Consider the following 21784-nt stretch of genomic DNA (forward strand, 5'->3'; position numbering starts at 1 on the left):
TAAGCTACGGCCTGCTGGCGTTACGGTAAAGCACGCCCGTTTTGCAGGCTAAAGCGGGATTAAGAAGGAGAGAAGATGAAAGTAGCTATGGGACAGTTTGCCGTTGCGCGGGAATGGCAGAAAAATGCGCAAACCTGTATTCAGCTGATGCAGCAGGCGCAACAGGGCGGTGCAGAGTTACTGGTGCTGCCTGAAGCGGTGCTGGCGACCGATATGCAGGACCCTGCTCTGGCAATAAGGGAGGCGCAGCCGCTGGACGGCGCTTTTCTTACCCAGCTGCTAACCGCCAGCCGACAGAGCCCGCTTACCACGCTGTTAACCCTGTATGTTCCTGACGGCCCGAATAAGGCGATTAACGCGCAGGTGGCGCTACGCGGCGGCGAAATCGTCGCACGCTACGATAAGCTGCATCTTTACGATGCGTTTGCCATGCAGGAATCACAGCGCGTTACCGCTGGCGAGGCGATTCCGCCGCTGGTAGAGGTGGGCGGAATGAAAATCGGCATGATGACCTGCTACGATATCCGTTTCCCGGAGCTGGCGCGGCGTCTGGCGCTGGATGGCGCAGAGGTGCTGGTATTGCCCTCAGCCTGGGTCAAAGGCCCGCAAAAAGAGAAGCACTGGGAAGTGCTGGTTACCGCAAGAGCATTAGAAAACACCTGTTATGTGATCGCGGTAGGGGAATGCGGCCCGCGTAATATTGGCGGCAGTTTGATTGTTGATCCGCTGGGCGTCGCCGTTGCCCGTGCGGCGGAAGAGCCTGCGCTGGTGTTTGCTGAGCTGGATGCGCAGCGTATTCAACGCGCGCGGGAAATGTTGCCGGTGTTAGCGAATCGCCGTTTCCGCCGTCCTGAACTGGACGCTTGAGCCAGCGTTACTGAATCCCTGCCAGCATAAGCTGTCGCCGCCTTAAGTAACGCGGCAAAAAGTTGTAATCTGTTACAAGTCACGGTTGTATTTGGTGACATTCTGCGCGTTAATAGCGCCAGTTGGCTTCTCGTGTAAAGTAAGAAGGTGTTATGGAAGGTTTCAGTATTGCCAAGCTACTGGTTATCGGTGCGTTGATCGTACTGTTATTCGGCACGAATAAACTCCGTTCGCTGGGTGGTGATTTAGGCGCCGCCATTAAAGGTTTTAAAAAAGCGATGAAGGATGACGATGCGGTTCCTGCGGCGAAAGCAGAAGAAATGCCAGCGGAACGCGTTACGCATAAAGAGTAAAATAAGCGGCAGCATTACGTTACAAAATGTAACCTGCCCGCTGCGATAAAAAGCCAGCTAAGCTGGCTTTTTTACGTGCGTAGCCTCTGTCGGGCACTATGCTAAGGGTTCGGGCTGCGGCTTCTACGTGCCGACCGGCATAAAAAAACGCAGCCCCAGAGCTGCGTTTTTTAGCGTGAAAGCCGTTATTTGACTTCCAGCCCTTTCGCCTGCAAGTCGGCATGATAGGAAGAACGCACAAAAGGACCGCACGCCGCATGGGTAAAGCCCATCGCCAGCGCTTCCTCTTTCATTTCTTCAAACTCCGCCGGACTGACATAACGCTGAACCGGCAGGTGATGGCGGCTCGGCTGCAGGTACTGACCCAATGTCAGCATGGTGACGCCATGACGGCGCAGATCGCGCATAACCTCCACGATTTCCGCATTGGTTTCACCCAAACCGACCATCAAGCCTGATTTGGTCGGGATGTGCGGATGCGCCTCTTTAAAGCGCTCCAGCAGCTTCAGCGACCACTCATAGTTGGCGCCGGGACGAACCTGACGATAAATACGCGGCACGTTTTCCAGGTTGTGGTTAAACACATCCGGCGGCGTGGCGGTCAGGATCTCAAGCGCGCGATCCATACGGCCACGGAAATCTGGCACCAGCGTTTCGATTTTAATCGTTGGATTTTTTTCACGAATCGCGGTGATGCAGTCAGCAAAATGCTGTGCGCCGCCGTCACGTAAATCGTCACGATCCACAGAGGTCACTACCACGTAGCGCAGGCCCATATCGGCAATGGTTTGCGCCAGTTTGGCAGGCTCATTGCTGTCGGGGGTAAGCGGACGACCGTGCGCGACATCGCAGAAGGGGCAGCGACGCGTACAGATAGCGCCAAGGATCATAAAAGTGGCGGTGCCGTGGTTAAAACATTCTGCAAGGTTAGGGCAGGAGGCCTCTTCACAGACGGAGTGCAGACCGTTTTTACGCATCGCCGCTTTAATGCCCTGAATGCGGCTGGAATCGGCGGGCAGTTTGATCTTCATCCATTCTGGCTTGCGCAACAACTCCTGACGTTCGGTGACCACGGTTTTCACCGGGATTAACGCCATTTTGTCTGCGTCGCGATATTTGACGCCGCGTTCCATCTGAATCGGTTTACTCATAAGCTTGCAGTTTCCAGGTTGGATTGCAGTTTGAAAAGAGGCGGTCACTCAACGAGTCGGCTGCTTTTTCAACTTTATTTGATAAAAGTGCAAAAATTATATCATTTCATCGGCTGACAAACAGCCTGACGGCGTGCTAAAAAGTTGCAAATTTGTAAAGCAGCCTGCACGGTTACAAAAAAGCGCAGCGTTCAGCGGGCTGCCAGCTGGCCTGTGGGATCGCAACCTGCTGCAGAAATTTTTCAATCAGCACCGGCTGCACCGCTTGCGGCGTAACCTCTGCACGAAAAGCGCTCAGCTGCGTCATCTCTAATCCGGCATAGCCGCAGGGATTGATACGCTGAAAAGGCGCAAGATCCATCGCAATATTCAGGGCCAGGCCATGAAACGAGCAGCCCTGACGGATGCGAAGCCCAAGCGAACAGATCTTTTTGCCATCAACATAGACGCCGGGCGCATCGGGGCGCGCATAGGCTGCGACATCATAATGCGCCAGCGTCTCCACCACCGTTTGCTCGATAGCGGTAACCAGCTGACGAACACCCAGCTTGCGGCGTTTCAGATCGATCAACACATACATCACCTGCTGGCCCGGACCGTGATAAGTCACCTGACCGCCGCGATCGCTTTGCACCACAGGGATATCGCCGGGCATCAGCAAATGCTCTGCTTTGCCCGCCTGTCCCTGGGTAAAAACCGGCGGATGCTCTACCAGCCATAGCTCATCGGGCGTATCGGCCGTGCGGCTATCGGTAAACTGATGCATAGCTTGAGAGACAGGTTCCCAGGGGCGCAGGCCCAGCGGGCGAACAATAAGAGGAGGCTGCTGCAAAACGTGCTTTCCGTTTCAGAGAAAGAAGGAAGTATAACGCTGCGCCTGGACGAGCTCTACCCGCCCAGGCTCATGCGCGTGCGGTTACAGCACCATACGCACAATTTCGATGTTACCCAGCTCTTCATACAGCGTTTCAATCTGCTCGATATGGGTGGCATTAATGGTAATAGAGACGGAGTGGTAGTTGCCTTTGCTGCTGGGTTTAACATCTGGCGTGTAGTCGCCCGGCGCATGGCGTTGCACCACTTCCACCACGTGATCAACCAGCTCAGGCTGCGCCAGACCCATGACTTTATAGGTAAAGGAGCAGGGGAATTCGAGCAGTTCGTTCAGTTTGGTTTTCATAGAGACTCCGGTGCTAAAAAAAGACTCCCGCCGTAGCGGGAGCTTACTGTTATTCAGGTTATATGGGCGAAAAAGGCAAATATCAACCGCCCGCGCGCCTTAACCGAACCAGTGGTGGAACATTAGCTTAATATAATCCACGATGCGGCTAAAGAAACCGCCTTCGGTGACTTCATTCAACACCACCAGCGGACGCTGCTCGATGGTTTTGCCATCCAGCTGGAAGTTAATGGTGCCGACCACCTGGTTTTTCTGCAGCGGCGCATGCAGTTCGGTATTGTTCAGCACGTAGCTGGCTTTCAGATCTTTCATGCGGCCACGCGGGATAGTGAGATACATATCCTTGCTGACGCCCAGCTGAACGCGATCGCTGTCGCCGAACCATACCGGCTCAGAGGCGAACTCTTTGCCCGCTTTCAGTGGTGCAACGGTTTCAAAGAAGCGGAAGCCCCACGTCAGCAGCTTTTTGCTTTCAACTTCACGCCCTTTATAGGTATGACCGCCCAGGACCGCGGAGATCAGGCGCATCTGGCCTTCAGTGGCCGAGGCCACCAGGTTATAACCGGCAGCGTTGGTATGGCCGGTTTTGATGCCGTCAACGCTCAGGCTGGTATCCCACAGTAAACCGTTACGGTTTATCTGGCGGATATTGTTGAACGTAAACTCTTTCTCTTTATAAACCGCATACTCTTCCGGCACATCACGGATCAGCGCCTGGCCAATCAGCGCCATATCGCGTGCGGAACTGTATTGCCCATCAGCATCCAGCCCGTGCACCGTCTGGAAGTGGGTGTTTTGTAAGCCCAGCGCTTTAACATAGTTGTTCATCAGGCCAACAAACGCATCCTGACTGCCTGCGACATAGTCCGCCATGGCGACGCAGGCGTCGTTACCGGATTGCAGCACGATACCGCGCGTCAGCTGAGAAACCGGCACGCGATCGCCCGGCTTCAGGAACATCAGCGAAGAGCCACGGAACACCGGATTACCGGTTGCCCAGGCATCCTGGCCCACGGTAACCAGATCGTCCTGATGAATTTTTCCTGCTTTCACCGCCTGACCAATAACATAGCTGGTCATCATTTTTGTCAGGCTGGCGGGATCGCGACGCGCATCCGCGTTCTTTTCAGCAAGCACTTTCCCGGAGTTATAGTCGATCAGGATATACGCTTCTGCGTCAATATCCGGTACGCCAGGGATCATGGTTTTTAGATTAATATCTTCAGCCAGCGCGGCCTGGCTCAGGCTCAGGGCAATCACGGTGCCCGCCGCCAGGCGCTTAAAATAGTGACAGGTTTTCAGCGTATTCATGTTAGGGACAACATCATCCGTGGAAGTGAGTGAAAAAAGTGCCTTACTATAACAAAAGGCGTTTTTACAGGCATCCAACTTCGCGTTGACAAAATACACAGCCAGCCTGCTCGCTGTTGTATTCACGCCAGGTGGACGCCATGCGTTTTTACATGCCGCTTTGAATCACGGTAATAAAGGATTGCTGGCTGGCTTCACTGATTAGCCGCTGCTGTAACGCCGCCGCCTGTTGACGTGAAGCAAACGGTCCCAGCTGTACGCGATAAATTTTACCGTTGCTGGCGATCGCCCCCGGCACGCCAAACTGCGATTTCAGTTTATCAGCCCACTGTTGCGCCCGTCCGGCATCGCTGAGCGCGCCCACCTGAACCACATAATTTCCAGCTGCGGCAGGTGCCGCCGCCGGTGCGCTGCTTGCCGCAGGGGACGGCGCTGCCGCTGGCGTTTCCGGCTCGCTGCCTTCCAGCACGCCTGACTGCAACGGCGTCGGCGCGCCCAGAAAACCGCTGCTACGTACTGGCGCACCCATGTTGCTATCGCTGGTTAATGTACTGTTATCAACCGGATGCACATCCTGCGGCTGTTCAGTTGCCGCGGGCTGCGCCATCGCTGCGCCGCCGCCCATCACCGTCATGCCGCCGCCAATATCGGGACGTGCCGGTAAGGCGTAGTTTTGTTTAGCGACCACGGTGCCAATGGTGCCAGGCCCGGAAAGCGAGCCATCCGGGGCCACCTTAATATAATCTACGCGCACGCGCGTATTGTTGGAGATGTTCAGCCGATCGCCAGCCGCACGTGACAGGTCGATAATCCGTCCAGGCGTATAGGGACCGCGATCGTTAACGCGCACCACCAGCTGCCTGCCGTTAGCCAGGTTGGTTACCCGTACATAGCTCGGCAGCGGCAGAGTAGGGTGGGCCGCCGTTAACGCTTCCTGATCGAAAGTTTCGCCGATAGCGGTACGCGTGCCGTTGGCCTGCTCGCCATACCAACCGGCCAGCCCGGTTTCGCTGTAGTTAGACGGATCTTGCATAATCCGCCAGGTTTTGCCGTTAACGCGGTAATCCTGGCTGGTCGCCGGATTTATCGGCTCATAGCGCGGCTCAACGCCGCCGATTTCCACCACCGGGCCATTATAAGCGGGCTGCTGCACAGCGGGCGCCTGCTGTTCTGTAGGGGTCGTACAGGCGGCGAGCAGCAGCGAAGCCGCACCCACCCAAAGCCAATCCTTACGCATCGGAAACCTCTTAAACGCTTTTAGACAACAATTTTCGGTGTGTGTGAATCGACATCACGATGCCAAATCCCGCCATCAAGACAATCAGCGCCGAGCCACCATAACTGACCAACGGCAGCGGCACGCCGACCACCGGTAAGATACCACTTACCATGCCAATATTAACGAAAACGTATACAAACAGAATCAGCATCAGGCCGCCTGCCATCACGCGGCCAAAGGTGGTCTGAGCGCGAGCGGCGATAATCAGACCGCGCATAATCAGCAGTAAATAAAGCGCCAGCAGGATCAGCACGCCAACCAGCCCCAGCTCCTCCGCCAGCACGGCAAAGATAAAGTCGGTATGGCGCTCCGGCAGAAACTCCAGCTGCGACTGGGTGCCATGCAGCCAGCCCTTGCCGCGCAGGCCGCCTGAGCCGATGGCAATTTTGGACTGAATAATATGGTAGCCAGCGCCCAGCGGATCGCTTTCCGGATCCAGCAGCATCATCACGCGGTCGCGTTGATAATCGTGCATCAGGAAAAACCACAGCACCGGAATAAAGGCAGCGACCAGCAGCACCGCCACGCCAATCAGCTTCCAGCTCATACCGGATAAAAACAGCACGAACAGGCCAGAGGCGGCAACCAGAATTGAGGTGCCAAGGTCAGGCTGCGCGGCGACCAGCAGCGTTGGCACGAAAATCAGCACCAGCGCGATGCCGGTATTCTTCAGGGTAGGCGGACAGATATCGCGGTTAATAAAACGCGCCACCATCAGCGGGACGGCTATTTTGGCAATCTCCGAAGGCTGAAAGCGCACCACGCCCAGATCGAGCCAGCGCTGCGCCCCTTTACTGATATGGCCAAAGGCATCGACCGCAATCAGCAGCACCACGCATACGATATACAGATAGGGCGCCCAGCCCTCATAAACGCGCGGCGGCACCTGCGCCAGCGCCACCATCACCGCCAGGCCCATAAAAATCTGGCCGATTTTGCGTTCCATCATGCCGGGATCCTGGCCGCTGGCGCTCCACATCACAAAGGCGCTGTAGATCAGCAGGCAGGCAATAATAATTAAAAACAGCGGATCGATATGAATTTTGGTCCAGATCGATTTTTTTTGCGGATTATCGTTCATGGACATCGTTATTCACCTTCGTAACCAGGCGGAGTCGGTGTTGCATCCGGCAGCACCGTATTGTTATCGCCTAACATAATATGGTCGAGAATTTGACGCATTACGGTGCCCACAGCCGGACCCGCGCCGCCATTCTCCAGTATCATACTGACCGCTACGCGCGGCTTATCATAGGGCGCAAACGCCGTCATTAACTTATGATCGCGCAGCCGTTCCGCAATTTTGTGCGCATTGTAGGTTTCATTTTCCTTCAGGCCGAACACCTGCGCCGTACCCGATTTCGCGGCGATTTTATACGGCGCGTTATCAAAGCTTTTATGCGCCGTGCCGTTTGGCCGGTTAGCCACGCCGTACATACCATCTTTCGCGATTTCCCAGTAGCCGGAATGGATATCGCCGATAGGCTGAGCAGGCGGCTGACGGTAAGGCACCAGCAGATTATTTTCCCGCGTGGCACGCAGCAAGTGCGGCGTTTTGATCACGCCGTCGTTGATCAAAATCACCAGCGCTTTGTTCATCTGCAACGGCGTTGCCGTCCAGTAACCCTGACCAATGCCCACCGGAATGGTATCGCCCTGATACCACGGCTTTTTGAAACGCTTCATTTTCCATTCACGCGTTGGCATATTGCCGGGGTTTTCCTGCGGCAGATCGATACCGGTGCGCTGGCCGTAGCCAAATTTGTTCATCCATTCTGACAGGCGATCGATGCCCATATCATAGGCGACCTGGTAGAAGAAAGTATCCGCAGACTCTTCCAGCGAACGGGTGACGTTCAGGCGACCATGCCCCCATTTTTTCCAGTCGCGGTAACGCTTTTCGGAACCGGGCAACTGCCACCAGCCGGGATCGAACAGGCTGGTGTTGCGATTAATCACGCCTGCGCTCAGCGCGGAAACCGCGACATAAGGCTTAACCGTTGAGGCGGGAGGATAGGCGGCCTGAATCGCACGGTTATACAGCGGGCGGTTTTCGTCCTGCAGCAGCCCCTTATAATCCTTGCTGGAAATGCCGTCGACAAACAGGTTCGGATCGTAGCTGGGCGTAGAGACCATCGCCAGAATCTCGCCAGTACGCGGATCGCTGACCACAACCGCCGCACGGCTGCCAACCAGCAGCGTTTCAATATATTGTTGGAGTTTGAGATCGATCGTCAGCCAGATATCACGTCCGGCCTGCGGCGACTGCTCATGCAGCTGGCGGATAACACGACCACGGTTGTTGACCTCAACTTCCTCATAACCGGTTTTGCCGTGCAGCACATCTTCGTAATAGTTTTCGATGCCCAGCTTGCCGATATCGTGCGTCGCCGCATAGTTAGGCCATTTGCCCTCTTTATCCAGGCGCGCCACGTCACGATCGTTGATTTTTGACACGTATCCCACCACATGAGTCAGCGTCTGACCATAGGGATAGTAACGGCGCTGATAGCCTTTTACTTCCACGCCGGGAAAGCGATATTGATTAACAGCGAAACGCGCCACCTGAACATCGTTCAGCGCGGTTTTTAATGCGATAGAGGTAAAGCGACGCGAGCGCTTACGCTCTTTCTCAAAATCCTCGATATCCTCATCGGTGAGATCGAGCACCGGCCGCAGATCCTGCAGCGTTTGTTTGAGGTTATCGACTTTTTCCGGCACCAGCTCCGCCTGGTAAATGGTGCGGTTCAGCGCCAGCGGCGTGCCGTTGCGGTCATAGATAATGCCGCGGCTGGGTGCAACCGGCACCAGCTTAATGCGGTTTTGGTTAGAGCGGGTGCTGTAATCTTCGAAGCGTAAGATTTGCAGGTGGTACAGGTTGAAGACCAGCACGCCCGAAAGCAGAAAAATGCCGACGAACGCCACCAGCGCACGCCGTACAAACAGGGTTTGCTCGGCCGTATAATCACGGAAAGAGTTACGTTGAGATTTCATCCGCTGCCTGATGTGTCCTTTTTGCCTTATCGGTTTATTCACGATGATAAGGATGATTCGCAGTAATGCTCCATGCACGATACAGGCTTTCTGCCACCAACACGCGTACCAGCGGATGAGGTAGTGTGAGTGCGGAAAGAGACCAGCTCTGCTCTGCAGCCGCTTTGCAGGCCGGTGACAACCCTTCCGGGCCGCCAATCAGCAGGCTGACATCGCGGCCATCCTGCTTCCAGCGTTCCAGCTGTTGGGCAAGCTGTGGCGTCTCCCAGGGTTGCCCGGGAATATCCAGCGTCACAATACGGTTACCCTTACCGACGGCAGCCAGCATCGCTTCCCCTTCTTTTTCAAGAATGCGTTTGATATCCGCGTTTTTACCGCGCTTGCCAGCGGAAACTTCTGTCAGTTCCAGCGGCATATCTTTTGGAAAGCGACGCAGGTATTCCATAAAACCGGTTTGCACCCAATCCGGCATTTTGGTGCCTACGGCGACAAGCTGCAACTTCACGACTTAACTCCAGAGCTTTTCCAGCTCATACAGGTGACGACTCTCTTCCTGCATGACGTGAACAATAATCTCACCGAGGTCAACCACCACCCAGTCGGCTACGTTTTTCCCTTCCACACCAAGCGGAATCAGGCCCGCAGCGCGCGACTCTTCCATAACGTGCTCGGCAATCGACATCACGTGACGAGAGGAGGTGCCGGTACAGATGATCATACAATCGGTGATGCTGGATTTACCCTGCACGTTGATAGCAGTAATGTCCTGACCTTTCAGATCATCAATCTTATCAATAACGAAATCTTGGAGTTCTTTACCTTGCAAAAGGTTCACCTTTTAAGCGTTTCTGTTGTCTGTAAAACGCGCTTTGCGGCGCCTGAAAATTTGAGCGGCGCAGTATACCACGCGCTTATCAAGGGCGATATAAGCCCTGATGATTGATATAGTCGATAACCGTCGGCGGAAGCAAATCGTCACAGGAAAGACCCTGATGGCGACGACGGCGGATATCGGTAGCGGAGACCGGCACCAGCGGCGTATCCGCCAGCCAGATAAGACCGGCGGGCTGATGGTGCAGCGCGGAGGCGTCCTGCGTCTGGTGCTGCTCCAGCCAGTGCTGGAGCGCTGAGGTCGGCATCGTGCGATCGTAGCCCGGACGCTGACAAACCAGCAGATGACAGAGATCCATCAGCTGTTGCCAGCGATGCCATTTGTGCAGGCTGAGCAGCGAATCCTGGCCGATGATAAAGGCCAGCGGCTGCTGCGCACCGCGTTCGGCTCGCAGCAGTTCCAGCGTTTCCACCGTATAAGACGGGGTTTCACGTGCCAGTTCGCGCGTATCCAGATTAAACAGCGGACGATCGGCAATCGCCAGCTCCACCATCGCCACCCGCTGTGCGGCGCTGGCTTCAGGCTGAGGACGATGCGGCGGCACATTATTTGGCAGCAGTGTCACCTGGTGCAGGCCCACTTCCTGCGCCAGCGCCTGAACCGTTTTCAGATGACCGTAGTGAATCGGATCGAAGGTACCGCCAAACAGCGCATGCAGTGCAGCCATTTAAAATTCGCCTAATTCTGCCGGAAGGGCTTTATTACACAACAGCAGCGACAGGGTTTCCAGCTCCGGCCACAGCCGCTGGCCATAATCCTGTTTTAGCGTGATCTCCAGGCGCGTCAGCAGCTGAATCGCCTGGCGAATTTGCGCTAAGGTCAGGCGCTGCAACGCTTCGCTGAACAGGGCGCGGCGATTCTGCCAGACGCGATGCTGATCGAATAGCGTGCGCAGCGGGACACTGCTCTGTTGGCGCTGGAGCGTCAGCAGCAGCAGCAATTCACGTTGCAGCGTGCGAATTAAAATCACCGGCTCGCTCTCTTCAGCGGCGAGCTGACGCAGGATATGCAGGGCGCGTTTGCTTTTGCCCGCCAGCAGGGCGTCAACCCAGTGAAAAGGGGTAAAGTGCGCGGCATCGCTGACCGCCTGTTCCACGCGCGGCAGCGTGAGTTTGCCATCCGGCCAGAGCAGCGATAAACGTTCTAACGCCTGCGCCAGCGCCAGCAGATTGCCTTCATAGCAGTAGCAGAGCAGCTGACAGGCCGCGTCGTCTAAATCCAACTGCAGGCTTTTGGCGCGTGCGGCAACCCAGCGCGGCAGCTGCGCATGTTCAGGCGTGGCGCAGGGTACCAGCACCGCCTGCGCGCTCAGCGCTTTAAACCAGGCGCTGTTTTCCTGCGCTTTGGTCAGCCGGTTGCCGATAATCATCGGCAGAATATCGCTGTGCAGCAGGGTGCTCAGCTTTTCCAACTGGCTGGCCATCGCTGCGTTTGGCCCGTTTTCCGGCAGCGTTAAGGTCAGCGTCTGGCGGCTGGCAAACAGGCTCATCGCCTGGCAGTTGCTGAATACGCTGTCCCAGTCGGTCTGGTTATCCAGCACGACGTTGAAATGTTCAATAAAGCCCTGCTGCTGCGCGCTGGCCTTGATCGCGTCATGGCTCTCCTGCAGCAGCAGCGGTTCATTGCCCATTAATAAATAACAGGCGCGCAGCCCCTCATGGAGCTGCGCGCGTAGTTGCTCAGGGTAAATCCTGATCATTGCAGACTGGTAGCGGAAGAAGAGGAGACTTCCGGCGAATCCTCGCCGGGAGCCAGCACGTCCGGTGCCGGTAACGTCTCTTTATCATTCAGCTGCGCGGTATGCACCGACAGCAGCTTACGCACCAGCTGCTCTGCGACGCGCTGACGCATTTCATCACGAATGATGACCTGTTCAGCATCCTTCGCCAGCGCCGCCAGCGGGTTATCCACGAATGAACGATAGGTGGTTGCGCTAATAGGGTAGATTCCCTTATTCGGGATAACTACCTGTGCGCTCACCGTCATCACCATGGAGTACTCCGCCGTGACGCCGTTCTGGAACACCGATGCCGTATCCTGGCCCTGACGCTCAGAAGAGAGGCGCAGCGTAGGCAGGTCGGTACGGGTACCTGCTTTTTCCGCTTCCACCACCGTAATGTTATTCAGGCGTAGCTGCTGACGCACGGTGCGCGCTAACGGGCCGTAGGGATCGCTGCTTTGCAATACCAGCGTCCGTAGCTCATGCGGCACCTGCGTGGTGCTGCGCAGATGGAAGCCGCAGCCGGCGGTAACCAGTACCGCCAGGCCGAGTAAAAAGGTAAAAATCGGATGTCGCACAGTTCCTCCTGACCTTAACCTACAACCAGGTTAAGCAGTTTGCCCGGGACGTAAATCACTTTACGAATGGTCACGCCGTCCAGGTATTTCGCTACCAGATGCTCCTGCGCTGCCAGCGCCTGAACCTGTTCCTGAGTTGCATCCGCCGCCACGGTAATTTTACCGCGCACTTTGCCATTCACCTGTACTACCACCAGCACCGACTCTTCCACCATCGCGGCTTCATCAGCAACCGGCCACGGCGCGTTATCCACTTCACCTGCGCCACCCAGCGCCTGCCACAGCGTAAAGCTGGCATGCGGGGTGAACGGATAAAGCATACGCACCACGGCCAGCAGCGCTTCCTGCAGCAGCGCGCGATCCTGCTCGCTTTCCTGCGGCGCGCGCGCCAGTTTGTTCATCAGCTCCATAATCGCCGCGATGGCGGTATTGAAGGTCTGACGGCGACCGATATCATCAGAAACTTTAGCGATGGTTTTATGCAGATCGCGACGCAACGCTTTCTGACCGTCGTTAAGGCTGCTGATATCCAGCGCCACGGTAGCGCCTTTCTGGCTGTGCTCGAAAGCCAGTTTCCAGACGCGCTTCAGGAAGCGGTTAGCGCCTTCTACGCCTGATTCCTGCCACTCCAGCGTCATATCTGCCGGTGACGCGAACATCATAAACAGGCGAACGGTATCGGCGCCGTAACGCTCCACCATCAGCTGCGGGTCGATACCGTTGTTTTTCGATTTCGACATTTTGCTCATGCCCGCGTAGATCACCTCGCGGCCTGAGGCGTCAACGGCCTTAAGGATACGGCCTTTCTCATCGCGCTCAACGGTGACTTCGGTCGGGGATACCCAGTTACGTTCCCCGTTTTCGCCCAGATAATAGAAGGCATCCGCCAGTACCATACCCTGACACAGCAGGCGTTTCGCTGGCTCGTCAGAGGTGACCAGACCGGCATCACGCAGCAGCTTATGGAAGAAGCGGAAATACATCAGGTGCATGATCGCGTGTTCAATCCCGCCGATATATTGATCGACCGGCAGCCAGTAGTTCGCCGCTGCGGGATCGAGCATACCTTTATCGTAGTCAGGGCAGGTGTAACGCGCGTAGTACCAGGACGATTCCATAAAGGTATCGAAGGTGTCGGTTTCACGCAGCGCTGGCTGACCGTTAACGGTGGTTTTTGCCCACTCCGGATCCGCTTTAATCGGGCTGGTAATGCCGTCCATCACCACATCTTCCGGCAGAATCACCGGCAGCTGATCTGCCGGCGTCGGCATAACCGTGCCATCTTCCAGCGTGACCATCGGGATCGGCGCGCCCCAGTAACGCTGACGGGAAACGCCCCAGTCGCGCAGGCGGTAGTTAACTTTACGTACGCCCACGCCTTTTGTCGCCAGACGGTCAGCAATCGCGTTAAAGCCCGCTTCATGATCCAGACCGTCAAACTCGCCGGAGTTAAACAGCGCGCCTTTGTCGGTCATGGCGGCGGTGCTGACATCCGGCTCGCTGCCGTCGAGGTTAAGCACCACCGGTTTAATCAGCAGGTCATATTTGGTGGCAAACTCCCAGTCGCGCTGGTCGTGAGCAGGCACCGCCATCACTGCGCCGGTGCCATATTCCATCAGCACAAAGTTAGCGACCCAAACCGGCACTTTTTCGCCGCTCAGCGGATGGATAGCAAACAGGCCGGTCGGCATGCCTTTTTTCTCCATGGTAGCCATTTCAGCTTCCGCTACCTTGGTATTACGACATTCGGCAATAAAATCAGCCAGCGCCGGATTGTTCATCGCGGCCTGAGTTGCCAGCGGATGCCCCGCGGCGACGGCGACATAGGTTGCGCCCATAAAGGTGTCGGGACGCGTGGTATAGACAGTGACTTTCTCTTCGCTGCCATCGACGTCAAAGGTGATTTCCACCCCTTCAGAACGCCCAATCCAGTTACGCTGCATGGTTTTAACCTGTTCCGGCCACTCTTCCAGGCGGTCCAGGTCGTTCAGCAGTTCGTCAGCATAGTCGGTGATTTTAATAAACCACTGCGGGATCTCTTTACGCTCGACTTTGGTATCGCAGCGCCAGCAGCAGCCGTCGATCACCTGCTCGTTGGCCAGCACGGTCTGGTCGTTGGGGCACCAGTTCACCGCCGAGGTTTTTTTATAAACCAGGCCTTTCTCATACAGTTTGGTGAAGAACCACTGTTCCCAGCGATAATATTCCGGCTGGCAGGTCGCCAGTTCACGGCTCCAGTCATAGCCAAAGCCCAGCAGTTTCAGCTGGTTCTTCATATATTCGATATTGGAGTAGGTCCAGGGCGCTGGCGCAGTTTTGTTTTTGACCGCTGCGCCTTCCGCAGGCAGGCCGAAAGCGTCCCAACCGATCGGCTGCAGTACGTTTTTACCCAGCATACGCTGGTAGCGCGCAATCACATCGCCAATGGTGTAGTTGCGTACATGGCCCATATGAAGGCGACCAGAAGGATAGGGCAGCATTGAGAGGCAGTAATATTTCTCTTTGCCTTCTTCTTCGGTCACTTTGAAGGTCTGTTGTTGATCCCAGTGTTGTTGTACATGGGATTCTATCTCTTCCGGGCGGTATTGCTCTTGCATGGCAGCCTGTGGTCCTTTATGAATAGCGCGAAGCCTGAACGGTGTAGATAAGATCCGCATAGCATAGCCGATAAGGCTTTGCCGCAACAACACCTGACGGCAACCGGCAGGCCATTTCTCTGTAAGCTGGAAGCATGCCTGCAGAATTTACCGCGAATCACCGCGCAGGCGGGGTAAATCTGCGATAAGCGCTAGAATTAAAAGCAGTGTCGAACCAGAGTGCTGACCAGCCCAATGCGCGGAGCGCGCAGGCACGTAGTCATCCATCGTGATAACAGGAGAAAATATGAATAAGGTGGCACAGCATTATCAGCAACTGATTTCTTCGCTCAGTGAGCGCTTAACCCAGGGCGAGCGCGATATCGACGGTATGGTTGAGCGTGCCAGGCAACAGCTTATTATGAACAGCGATCTGTCACGCAACGAGGTGAATGAGGTCACGCGTGCGGTACGGCGCGATCTGGAAGAGTTTGCCCGCAGCTATCATGAAAATGAAAGCGATGCCACCGACAGCGTGTTTATGCGCGTGATACGCGAAAGCCTGTGGAAAGAGCTGGCGGATATTACCGATAAAAGCCAGCTGGAATGGCGCGAGATTTTTCAGGATTTGAATCACCACGGCGTTTATCAAAGCGGCGAAGTCGTGGGGCTAGGCAACCTGGTCTGTGAGAAATGCGGCTTTACCCGGGCGATCTATACCCCGGAGGCGCTAACGCTCTGCCCTGAATGCGGGCATGACCATTTTCAACGCCAGCCTTTTACGCCGTAAACCTGAGCGGATATGTAGCAGGGCAGCCAGCAGGCTGCCCTCGGCGATTAATGCAGAATTTTAGCGAGAAACTCTTTGGCGCGGTCGGAACGGGGATCGGCAAAAAAGGCTTCTTTCTGGGTATCTTCAATAATTTTGCCTTCATCCATAAAAATGACCCGATTCGCAACCTTGCGGGCAAAGCCCATTTCGTGAGTGACCACCATCATGGTCATGCCTTCCTGCGCCAGCTCCACCATGACATCCAGCACTTCATTAATCATTTCCGGATCGAGCGCGGAGGTGGGCTCATCAAACAGCATGGCGACCGGATCCATACAGAGCGCACGCGCAATGGCCACACGCTGCTGCTGACCGCCGGAAAGCTGGCCGGGAAATTTATTGGCATGAGCGGAAAGACCCACGCGATCCAGCAACTTCAGGCCTTTGTCGCGCGCCGCGTCTTTGCTGCGCTTCAATACTTTTATCTGCGCCAGCGTCAGATTTTCCACAATGCTGAGATGGGGGAAAAGCTCAAAGTGCTGGAACACCATGCCAACTTTAGCGCGCAGCTGGGCCAGATTGGTTTTTTTATCGTTCAGCTGGATGCCGTTGACGTCAATTGTGCCCTGCTGAATCGGCTCCAGGCCGTTAACGGTTTTAATCAGCGTTGATTTCCCGGAGCCGGAAGGGCCGCAAACCACCACCACTTCCCCTTTATTGACCTGGGTTGAGCAATCGGTCAGCACCTGAAAGTGACCATACCACTTTGAAACGTTTTTCAGGGTAATCATTTATACCGTCCTTTTTCTTTTTAGATAGCTGACCAGCGTCGAAGCACTAATACTGATAACGAAATAGACCAGACCGGCAAACAGGATCATCTCAACCTGGGTGCCGTCACGCTCGCCAATGGAAGAGGCGGTGCGGAAGAAATCGGCCAGGCTTAAGACATAAACCAGCGAGGTATCCTGAAACAAAACGATACCCTGCGTCAGCAGCAGCGGCACCATGGCGCGAAACGCCTGCGGCAAAATAACCAGCCGCATGGTTTGCAGCGGCGTCATGCCCAGCGCCAGCCCGGCACTGGACTGCCCGCGAGAAATACTTTGAATACCGGCGCGGATGATTTCGGAATAGTAGGCCGCTTCAAACAGCGAAAAGGCCACCATAGCGGAAATCAAACGGATATCGGTTTTCGGCGACAGCCCCAGCACCTGCTGTAAAAAGCTGGGCACCACCAGGTAAAACCACAGCAGCACCATCACCAGCGGCACGGAGCGGAACAGGTTGACATACAGTTTGGCGAACCAGCTGATCGGCTTAAAGGTTGAGAGGCGCATCACCGCCAGCAGCGTGCCCCAGAGAATGCCGAATACCACCGCCGTAACGGTAATCTTCAGGGTAATGCCCAGGCCGTTAATCAGATAGGGCAGGCTGGGGATAATGGAGCTCCAGTCAAATTCGTACATCATTTACTCCCCATGTTGCCAGGCAAACGCACTTTGCGTTCTACAATGCTCATCAACAGCATAATCACCAGATTGATGGCGATATAGGCAAGGGTAATAGCGGTGAATGACTCGTAAGCATGAGCGGAATAGTCCAGCAGCTTGCCCGCCTGCGCCGCCATATCCACCAGGCCGATGGTAGAGGCGATAGCGGAGTTCTTCACCAGGTTCAGCATCTCTGAAGTCATCGGCGGTACAATCACCCGATAAGCATTCGGCAGCAGCACATAACGATAGGTCTGCGGCAGCGTTAACCCCATCGCTAACCCGGCATTCTGCTGTCCGCGCGGCAGCGACTGAATGGCGGCACGCACCTGCTCGCACACGCGGGCAGCGGTAAACAGGCCCAGACAGATAGTGGATGAGAGGAAAAACTGCAGGTTAGGATCGAGTTCCGCTTTAAACCACATTCCCAAATCTTCCCCTACCAGTTCCGGCGCCACCAGATACCAGAAAAAGAACTGTACGATTAACGGAATGTTTCGGAACAGTTCAACATAGCAGGTGCCGATGGCGGAGAGCAGGCGGCTGGGCGCCGTACGCAGAATGCCGAAAAAAGATCCGATAAAAAAGGCGATGACCCAGGCGCATAACGAGACGGTAACCGTGGTTTGCAATCCTGACCACAGCCAGCCGAGATAGGTGGTGTTTCCAAATGGGGCTTGTTCAAAGAAGATGCCCCAGTTCCAGTCAATACCCATAACAAACTCCGGTAAAAAAGGGTAGCTAAGCTACCCTGAAGATTGATGAGAGGCTCTTATGGAACGCGAGCCGGGGAACGACCGATTCGCGCTGTCTGCCCGAGCCTGATTTCAGCAATCGAGTGGGCGACGCATCGCCCTGTTTTCATTGTAATTAGTTCAACGCTTTGTCATTTGGCGTTTTGAACAGGGCTTTCATATCATCAGAAAGCGCAAAGTTCATATTGAGGTTTTTCGGTGGGATCGGCTGTTTAAACCAGGTATCAAACCATTTTTCCGCCTGACCAGAGGTTTGCGCTTTAGCGATGGTGTCATCAACCAGCGTTTTAAAGGCAGGGTCCTCTTTGCGCAGCATACAGCCGTAGGCCTCTTTCGACTGCGGCGTGCCAACAATTTCCCAGTTATCCGGCTTCTTGGCTTTGGCGCGTTCACCGGCCAGCAGCGCATCATCCATCATAAAGGCGACGGCGCGGCCTGTTTCCAGGGTACGGAAGGAGTCACCGTGATCTTTTGCGCTGATGATGCGCATCTCCATTTTCTTCTCATCGTTCAGCTTATGCAGCAGCACTTCTGAGGTGGTGCCGGAGGTGACCACCACGGTTTTGCCTTTCAGGTCGGCGAAATCTTTAATCGGGCTGCCTTTTTTCACCAGCAGGCGCGTACCGATAACAAAGATGGTGTCAGAGAAAGCGGCCTGTTTCTGGCGCTCCAAATTATTAGTGGTGGAGCCACACTCGAAATCGTAGGTGCCATTTTGCAGCAGAGGAATGCGGTTTTGCGAGGTCACCGGCAGCATTTTGACCTGCAGATCGGGCTTGTTCAGTTTCGCCTTAATCGCCTCGACAATGGCGTTAGAGTAAGCCTGCGAGTAACCCACTACTTTCTGTTGGTTATCGTAATAAGAAAAGGGAACAGAAGACTCACGGTGCCCGACAACAATTACGCCGTTATCATTAATTTTTTTCAGCGTGCCGGTGAGTTCTTCGGCCTGGGCTGCACCTGCTGCTGCACTGAGCAACAGAAGGGAGAGTGCCACTTTGCGCATCTGCATGTTCCAACTCCTTTATCGTTTTGGCACCTAATTCAGGGACCGAGATAGGTTTATTAATGCCTGCCGCTTTTCTTTTGTTTCCAGAACGGGTTCTGAATAGCCCTTAACATAGCGGAATGTTAACGCAATGAAACAGAAAAGTTTGTTTTTTGCGAAGTCCGCCGCACCAAATTAATGCGTTTTTGCTTCTCTGCTCCAGAAGGGGGCAGCCGATGAACCTGAATGGGGCAAAAGTTTACCAGGCCCTGGCTTAAAGCCAGTAAAGTGCGGCTTCGCTGTTATAACAATGCAAGCACTGTGCCAGCAAAGCCAGGCAACAAAGATGTCGTTTTGATGAAAGGAAGAGCAGGAAAAAGCAGGCGAAGCATGCGCTTCGCCTGAGAGCATTAACGGCCAGCGCGGCGCGCCGTAAAGATGGCCGCCAGAGCGAACAGCAGCGTTATCAACCAGACGGTGATATTGCCGGTGCGGGCGTAAGGCGTCAGGCCGCTGGTCGGCGTGACGTTTGCTTCCAGTACCTGACGGGTAAACTGCGGAATAATATGCTGCACGTCGCCGTCAGCGCCAACAATCGCGGTGACGCCGTTGTTGGTGCTGCGCAATAGCGGTCGGCCCAGCTCCAACGCGCGCATACGCGCCATCTGGAAGTGCTGCCATGGGCCAATGGAATGACCAAACCAGGCATCATTAGAAACCGTAAGCAGAAAATCCGTTTGCGGCGTGAAGTTATCCCGTACCTGCTGGCCCAGCACGATTTCATAGCAGATAGCGGTGGTCAGGTTGTAGCCCGCCGCCTGCAGCTGGGGCTGGATATAGTCGCCGCGACTGAAGGAAGACATCGGCAAATCAAAGAAGGGCGCCAGCGGACGCAGCAGCGACTCCAGCGGTACAAACTCACCAAAAGGCACCAGATGGTTCTTCTGATAGCGATTGCCGCCGTAGTAGTTATAAGGCTGCTTTCCGCCCAGTACGATCACGGAGTTATAATCGTGATAGCGGTTGCCTTCCAGACGTGAATCCACAATGCCGGTAATCAGCGTGCTGCCGCGCGTTTGCAGCGCATCGTCCAGTTCATGCAAAAAGGGCTGCTGGTTCACTTCCAGATCGGAAACGGCGGATTCCGGCCAGATGATAATCGGCGCTTTGCCGCTGTACTGACGCACGCTATCGCTGTAGATGCGTAGCGTATTACGTAGCTGTTCCGGATCCCATTTTAGCGACTGGGCAATGTTGCCCTGCACCAGCGCGACATCGACCGCTCGCGCAGGCTGCGGCTGATACCAGCTAATGTAACGCAACGGCCAGGGCAGCAGCAGCAGCGCCAGCGCGGCGAGCGCAGGCCACAGGCGGCGCTGCGTTAATGCATATACCACCAGCCCGGCGATGATCATCAGCACAAAGGTCACACTTTCCACGCCCGCCAGCGGAGCCAGGCCTTTTAGCGGGCCATCAATCTGACTGTAGCCGAACTGTAGCCAGGGGAAACCGGTCAGGATCCAGCCGCGTAAAAACTCACTGACTTGCCAGGCGACCGGCGCCAGCAGCGTCAGCCTTAATAAGGTCGCTCGCGGGCTAAGGCGGTTAACCACCGCGGCAAACAGCAGCGGATAGAGCGCCAGATAAGCCGCCAGCAGGATCACCAGCAGGACATTAACCGGGCCGGGCATGCCGCCAAAGGTAGCAATGCTGACATAGACCCAGTTGATGCCGCTGCCGAACAGGCCAAATCCCCAGGCGAAGCCGATAGCGGCAGCCTGCGGCGTGGTGCGTTGTAAGGTAAGCGCCTGTAAGCCGATCAGCGATAGCAGGGCGGCAGGCCAGAAATCATAAGGGGAAAAAGCCAGTGTGCCGACGGCGCCGGCACATAAAGCCAGCAGCAGGCGAACCTGCTGACGGGCATAAACAGAGGCAATAGCCATAAATGTGTTATTCATCCAGAATCAGGCAATAGCCCTAAACAAGCGTTATTCATCCAGCGCAGGCAGCGGGGCGTTTTCCGGTATTTTTACATGCACCTGAATGATACGACGGCTGTCCGCCATCGCGACTTTAAACTGATAGCCTTCGATTTCGATGCTTTCACCACGCGCGGGCAGATGACCAAACGCCTGCATCACCAAACCACCGATGGTATCAACCTCTTCATCGCTAAATTGCGTTGCAAAGGCTTCATTGAAATCTTCAATCGGTGTCAGAGCGCGAATAGTATAGGCGTGACGACTAAGCTGACGAATATCACGATCTTCTTCATCATCATATTCATCTTCAATTTCACCCACGATCAGCTCAAGGATGTCCTCAATGGTCACCAGGCCGGAAACGCCGCCAAACTCATCGATAACAATCGCCATATGGTAGCGCTGAGAGCGAAACTCTTTCAGCATGCGATCCACGCGCTTGCTTTCCGGCACCACAACGGCCGGGCGCAGCACTTTTTCCATGCTGAACGGTTCTGATCCACTGCTCATAAACGGCAGTAAATCTTTCGCCATCAGGATCCCTTCGACATGATCTTTATCTTCGCTAATCACCGGGAAGCGGGAGTGAGCAGATTCAACGATAACCTGCAGGCACTCTTCAAGGCTTTGATTACGTTTTAGCGTAATCATTTGCGAACGGGGGATCATAATGTCGCGAACGCGCTGCTCAGCGATATCCATGACGCCTTCCAGCATGTCACGCGTATCCTGATCGATCAGTTCGTTCTGCTCGGAATCACGAATGAGCTCTAACAGTTCTTCACGGTTTTTAGGCTCACCATGAAAAAGCTGGTTGAGAATGAGGGAAAAAAAGCCCTTTTTACTACTGGGACTGTCGCTGTTTTGTGAATGGTCGTCGCTCATGGCGTTCT

General features: G+C 55.1%; 22 protein-coding genes. 3 read left to right on the plus strand and 19 right to left on the minus strand.

The genetic code is table 11. The features are described 5' to 3' along the window. Nucleotides 1-75: 75 nt before the first annotated feature. Nucleotides 76-867, plus strand: coding sequence for a deaminated glutathione amidase (locus tag J2X14_RS14095; protein ID WP_352411812.1), 792 nt, complete (start codon nucleotides 76-78; stop codon nucleotides 865-867). A 152-nt stretch (nucleotides 868-1019) separates the two neighbouring features. After that, on the plus strand, nucleotides 1020-1220 hold the full coding sequence (gene tatE, locus J2X14_RS14100; RefSeq protein WP_352411813.1) for a twin-arginine translocase subunit TatE: 201 nt from the start codon (nucleotides 1020-1022) through the stop codon (nucleotides 1218-1220). Nucleotides 1221-1405: 185 nt separating this feature from the next. Here the strand turns inward: tatE and lipA are convergent, their stop codons facing one another. From lipA to leuS, 13 genes are all read right to left on the minus strand, one after another. Beyond that, the gene (lipA, locus tag J2X14_RS14105; RefSeq protein ID WP_352411814.1) at nucleotides 1406-2371 is read right to left on the minus strand and encodes a lipoyl synthase; all 966 of its coding nucleotides are present in this window, start codon (nucleotides 2369-2371) and stop codon (nucleotides 1406-1408) included. A 172-nt stretch (nucleotides 2372-2543) separates the two neighbouring features. Continuing rightward, on the minus strand, nucleotides 2544-3203 hold the full coding sequence (gene lipB, locus J2X14_RS14110; RefSeq protein WP_352411815.1) for a lipoyl(octanoyl) transferase LipB: 660 nt from the start codon (nucleotides 3201-3203) through the stop codon (nucleotides 2544-2546). Nucleotides 3204-3287: 84 nt separating this feature from the next. After that, nucleotides 3288-3551: a DUF493 family protein YbeD gene (ybeD, locus tag J2X14_RS14115; RefSeq protein WP_104956631.1), complete on the minus strand. Its 264-nt coding sequence runs from the start codon at nucleotides 3549-3551 to the stop codon at nucleotides 3288-3290. A gap of 99 nt (nucleotides 3552-3650) precedes the next feature. Further along, nucleotides 3651-4862 carry a D-alanyl-D-alanine carboxypeptidase DacA gene (dacA, locus tag J2X14_RS14120; protein WP_352411816.1) on the minus strand — a complete coding sequence of 404 codons (1212 nt, stop codon included), beginning with the start codon at nucleotides 4860-4862 and terminating at the stop codon, nucleotides 3651-3653. Nucleotides 4863-5010: 148 nt separating this feature from the next. Further along, complete coding sequence (rlpA, locus tag J2X14_RS14125; protein ID WP_352411817.1) at nucleotides 5011-6099, minus strand: endolytic peptidoglycan transglycosylase RlpA; 1089 nt, start codon at nucleotides 6097-6099, stop codon at nucleotides 5011-5013. 10 nt (nucleotides 6100-6109) lie between these two features. Continuing rightward, on the minus strand, nucleotides 6110-7222 hold the full coding sequence (gene mrdB / locus J2X14_RS14130; protein ID WP_352411890.1) for a peptidoglycan glycosyltransferase MrdB: 1113 nt from the start codon (nucleotides 7220-7222) through the stop codon (nucleotides 6110-6112). An 8-nt stretch (nucleotides 7223-7230) separates the two neighbouring features. Then, on the minus strand, nucleotides 7231-9135 hold the full coding sequence (mrdA, locus tag J2X14_RS14135) for a peptidoglycan DD-transpeptidase MrdA (protein WP_352411818.1): 1905 nt from the start codon (nucleotides 9133-9135) through the stop codon (nucleotides 7231-7233). 34 nt (nucleotides 9136-9169) lie between these two features. Then, nucleotides 9170-9640, minus strand: coding sequence for a 23S rRNA (pseudouridine(1915)-N(3))-methyltransferase RlmH (gene rlmH, locus J2X14_RS14140; protein WP_103058767.1), 471 nt, complete (start codon nucleotides 9638-9640; stop codon nucleotides 9170-9172). 3 nt (nucleotides 9641-9643) lie between these two features. Continuing rightward, entirely contained in the window at nucleotides 9644-9961 is a 318-nt protein-coding gene (gene rsfS / locus J2X14_RS14145) for a ribosome silencing factor (RefSeq protein ID WP_352411819.1), read from the minus strand. An 88-nt stretch (nucleotides 9962-10049) separates the two neighbouring features. Next, nucleotides 10050-10694: a nicotinate-nucleotide adenylyltransferase gene (gene nadD / locus J2X14_RS14150; RefSeq protein ID WP_352411820.1), complete on the minus strand. Its 645-nt coding sequence runs from the start codon at nucleotides 10692-10694 to the stop codon at nucleotides 10050-10052. Further along, nucleotides 10695-11726 (minus strand): DNA polymerase III subunit delta, encoded by a 1032-nt coding sequence (gene holA / locus J2X14_RS14155; protein WP_352411821.1) that lies wholly within the window; start codon nucleotides 11724-11726, stop codon nucleotides 10695-10697. Next, nucleotides 11723-12325: an LPS assembly lipoprotein LptE gene (lptE, locus tag J2X14_RS14160; protein WP_352411822.1), complete on the minus strand. Its 603-nt coding sequence runs from the start codon at nucleotides 12323-12325 to the stop codon at nucleotides 11723-11725. Before lptE ends, holA begins: the two co-directional genes overlap by 4 nt. A 14-nt stretch (nucleotides 12326-12339) precedes the next feature. Further along, nucleotides 12340-14922, minus strand: coding sequence for a leucine--tRNA ligase (gene leuS, locus J2X14_RS14165; protein ID WP_352411823.1), 2583 nt, complete (start codon nucleotides 14920-14922; stop codon nucleotides 12340-12342). Nucleotides 14923-15208: 286 nt separating this feature from the next. Here leuS and J2X14_RS14170 point away from each other — a divergent pair, with 286 nt between their 5' ends. Further along, entirely contained in the window at nucleotides 15209-15691 is a 483-nt protein-coding gene (locus tag J2X14_RS14170) for a zinc ribbon-containing protein (RefSeq protein WP_352411824.1), read from the plus strand. A gap of 47 nt (nucleotides 15692-15738) precedes the next feature. Here J2X14_RS14170 and J2X14_RS14175 read toward each other — a convergent pair whose 3' ends face one another. From J2X14_RS14175 to corC, 6 genes are all read right to left on the minus strand, one after another. Beyond that, on the minus strand, nucleotides 15739-16464 hold the full coding sequence (locus J2X14_RS14175) for an amino acid ABC transporter ATP-binding protein (protein ID WP_352411825.1): 726 nt from the start codon (nucleotides 16462-16464) through the stop codon (nucleotides 15739-15741). After that, nucleotides 16465-17142 (minus strand): glutamate/aspartate ABC transporter permease GltK, encoded by a 678-nt coding sequence (gene gltK / locus J2X14_RS14180; protein ID WP_352411891.1) that lies wholly within the window; start codon nucleotides 17140-17142, stop codon nucleotides 16465-16467. Continuing rightward, nucleotides 17142-17882, minus strand: a complete 741-nt coding sequence (locus J2X14_RS14185; protein ID WP_352411826.1) for an amino acid ABC transporter permease — start codon at nucleotides 17880-17882, stop codon at nucleotides 17142-17144. The genes gltK and J2X14_RS14185 overlap by 1 nt, the downstream gene beginning before the upstream one ends. Before the next feature lie 154 nt (nucleotides 17883-18036). After that, nucleotides 18037-18933 (minus strand): amino acid ABC transporter substrate-binding protein, encoded by an 897-nt coding sequence (locus J2X14_RS14190; RefSeq protein ID WP_352411827.1) that lies wholly within the window; start codon nucleotides 18931-18933, stop codon nucleotides 18037-18039. Nucleotides 18934-19319: 386 nt separating this feature from the next. After that, on the minus strand, nucleotides 19320-20852 hold the full coding sequence (gene lnt / locus J2X14_RS14195) for an apolipoprotein N-acyltransferase (protein ID WP_352411892.1): 1533 nt from the start codon (nucleotides 20850-20852) through the stop codon (nucleotides 19320-19322). 45 nt (nucleotides 20853-20897) lie between these two features. Further along, nucleotides 20898-21776, minus strand: a complete 879-nt coding sequence (gene corC / locus J2X14_RS14200) for a CNNM family magnesium/cobalt transport protein CorC (RefSeq protein WP_352411828.1) — start codon at nucleotides 21774-21776, stop codon at nucleotides 20898-20900. Nucleotides 21777-21784 lie beyond the last annotated feature (8 nt).

This window comes from Mixta sp. BE291 (assembly GCF_031457955.1).
Taxonomy (GTDB): domain Bacteria; phylum Pseudomonadota; class Gammaproteobacteria; order Enterobacterales; family Enterobacteriaceae; genus Mixta.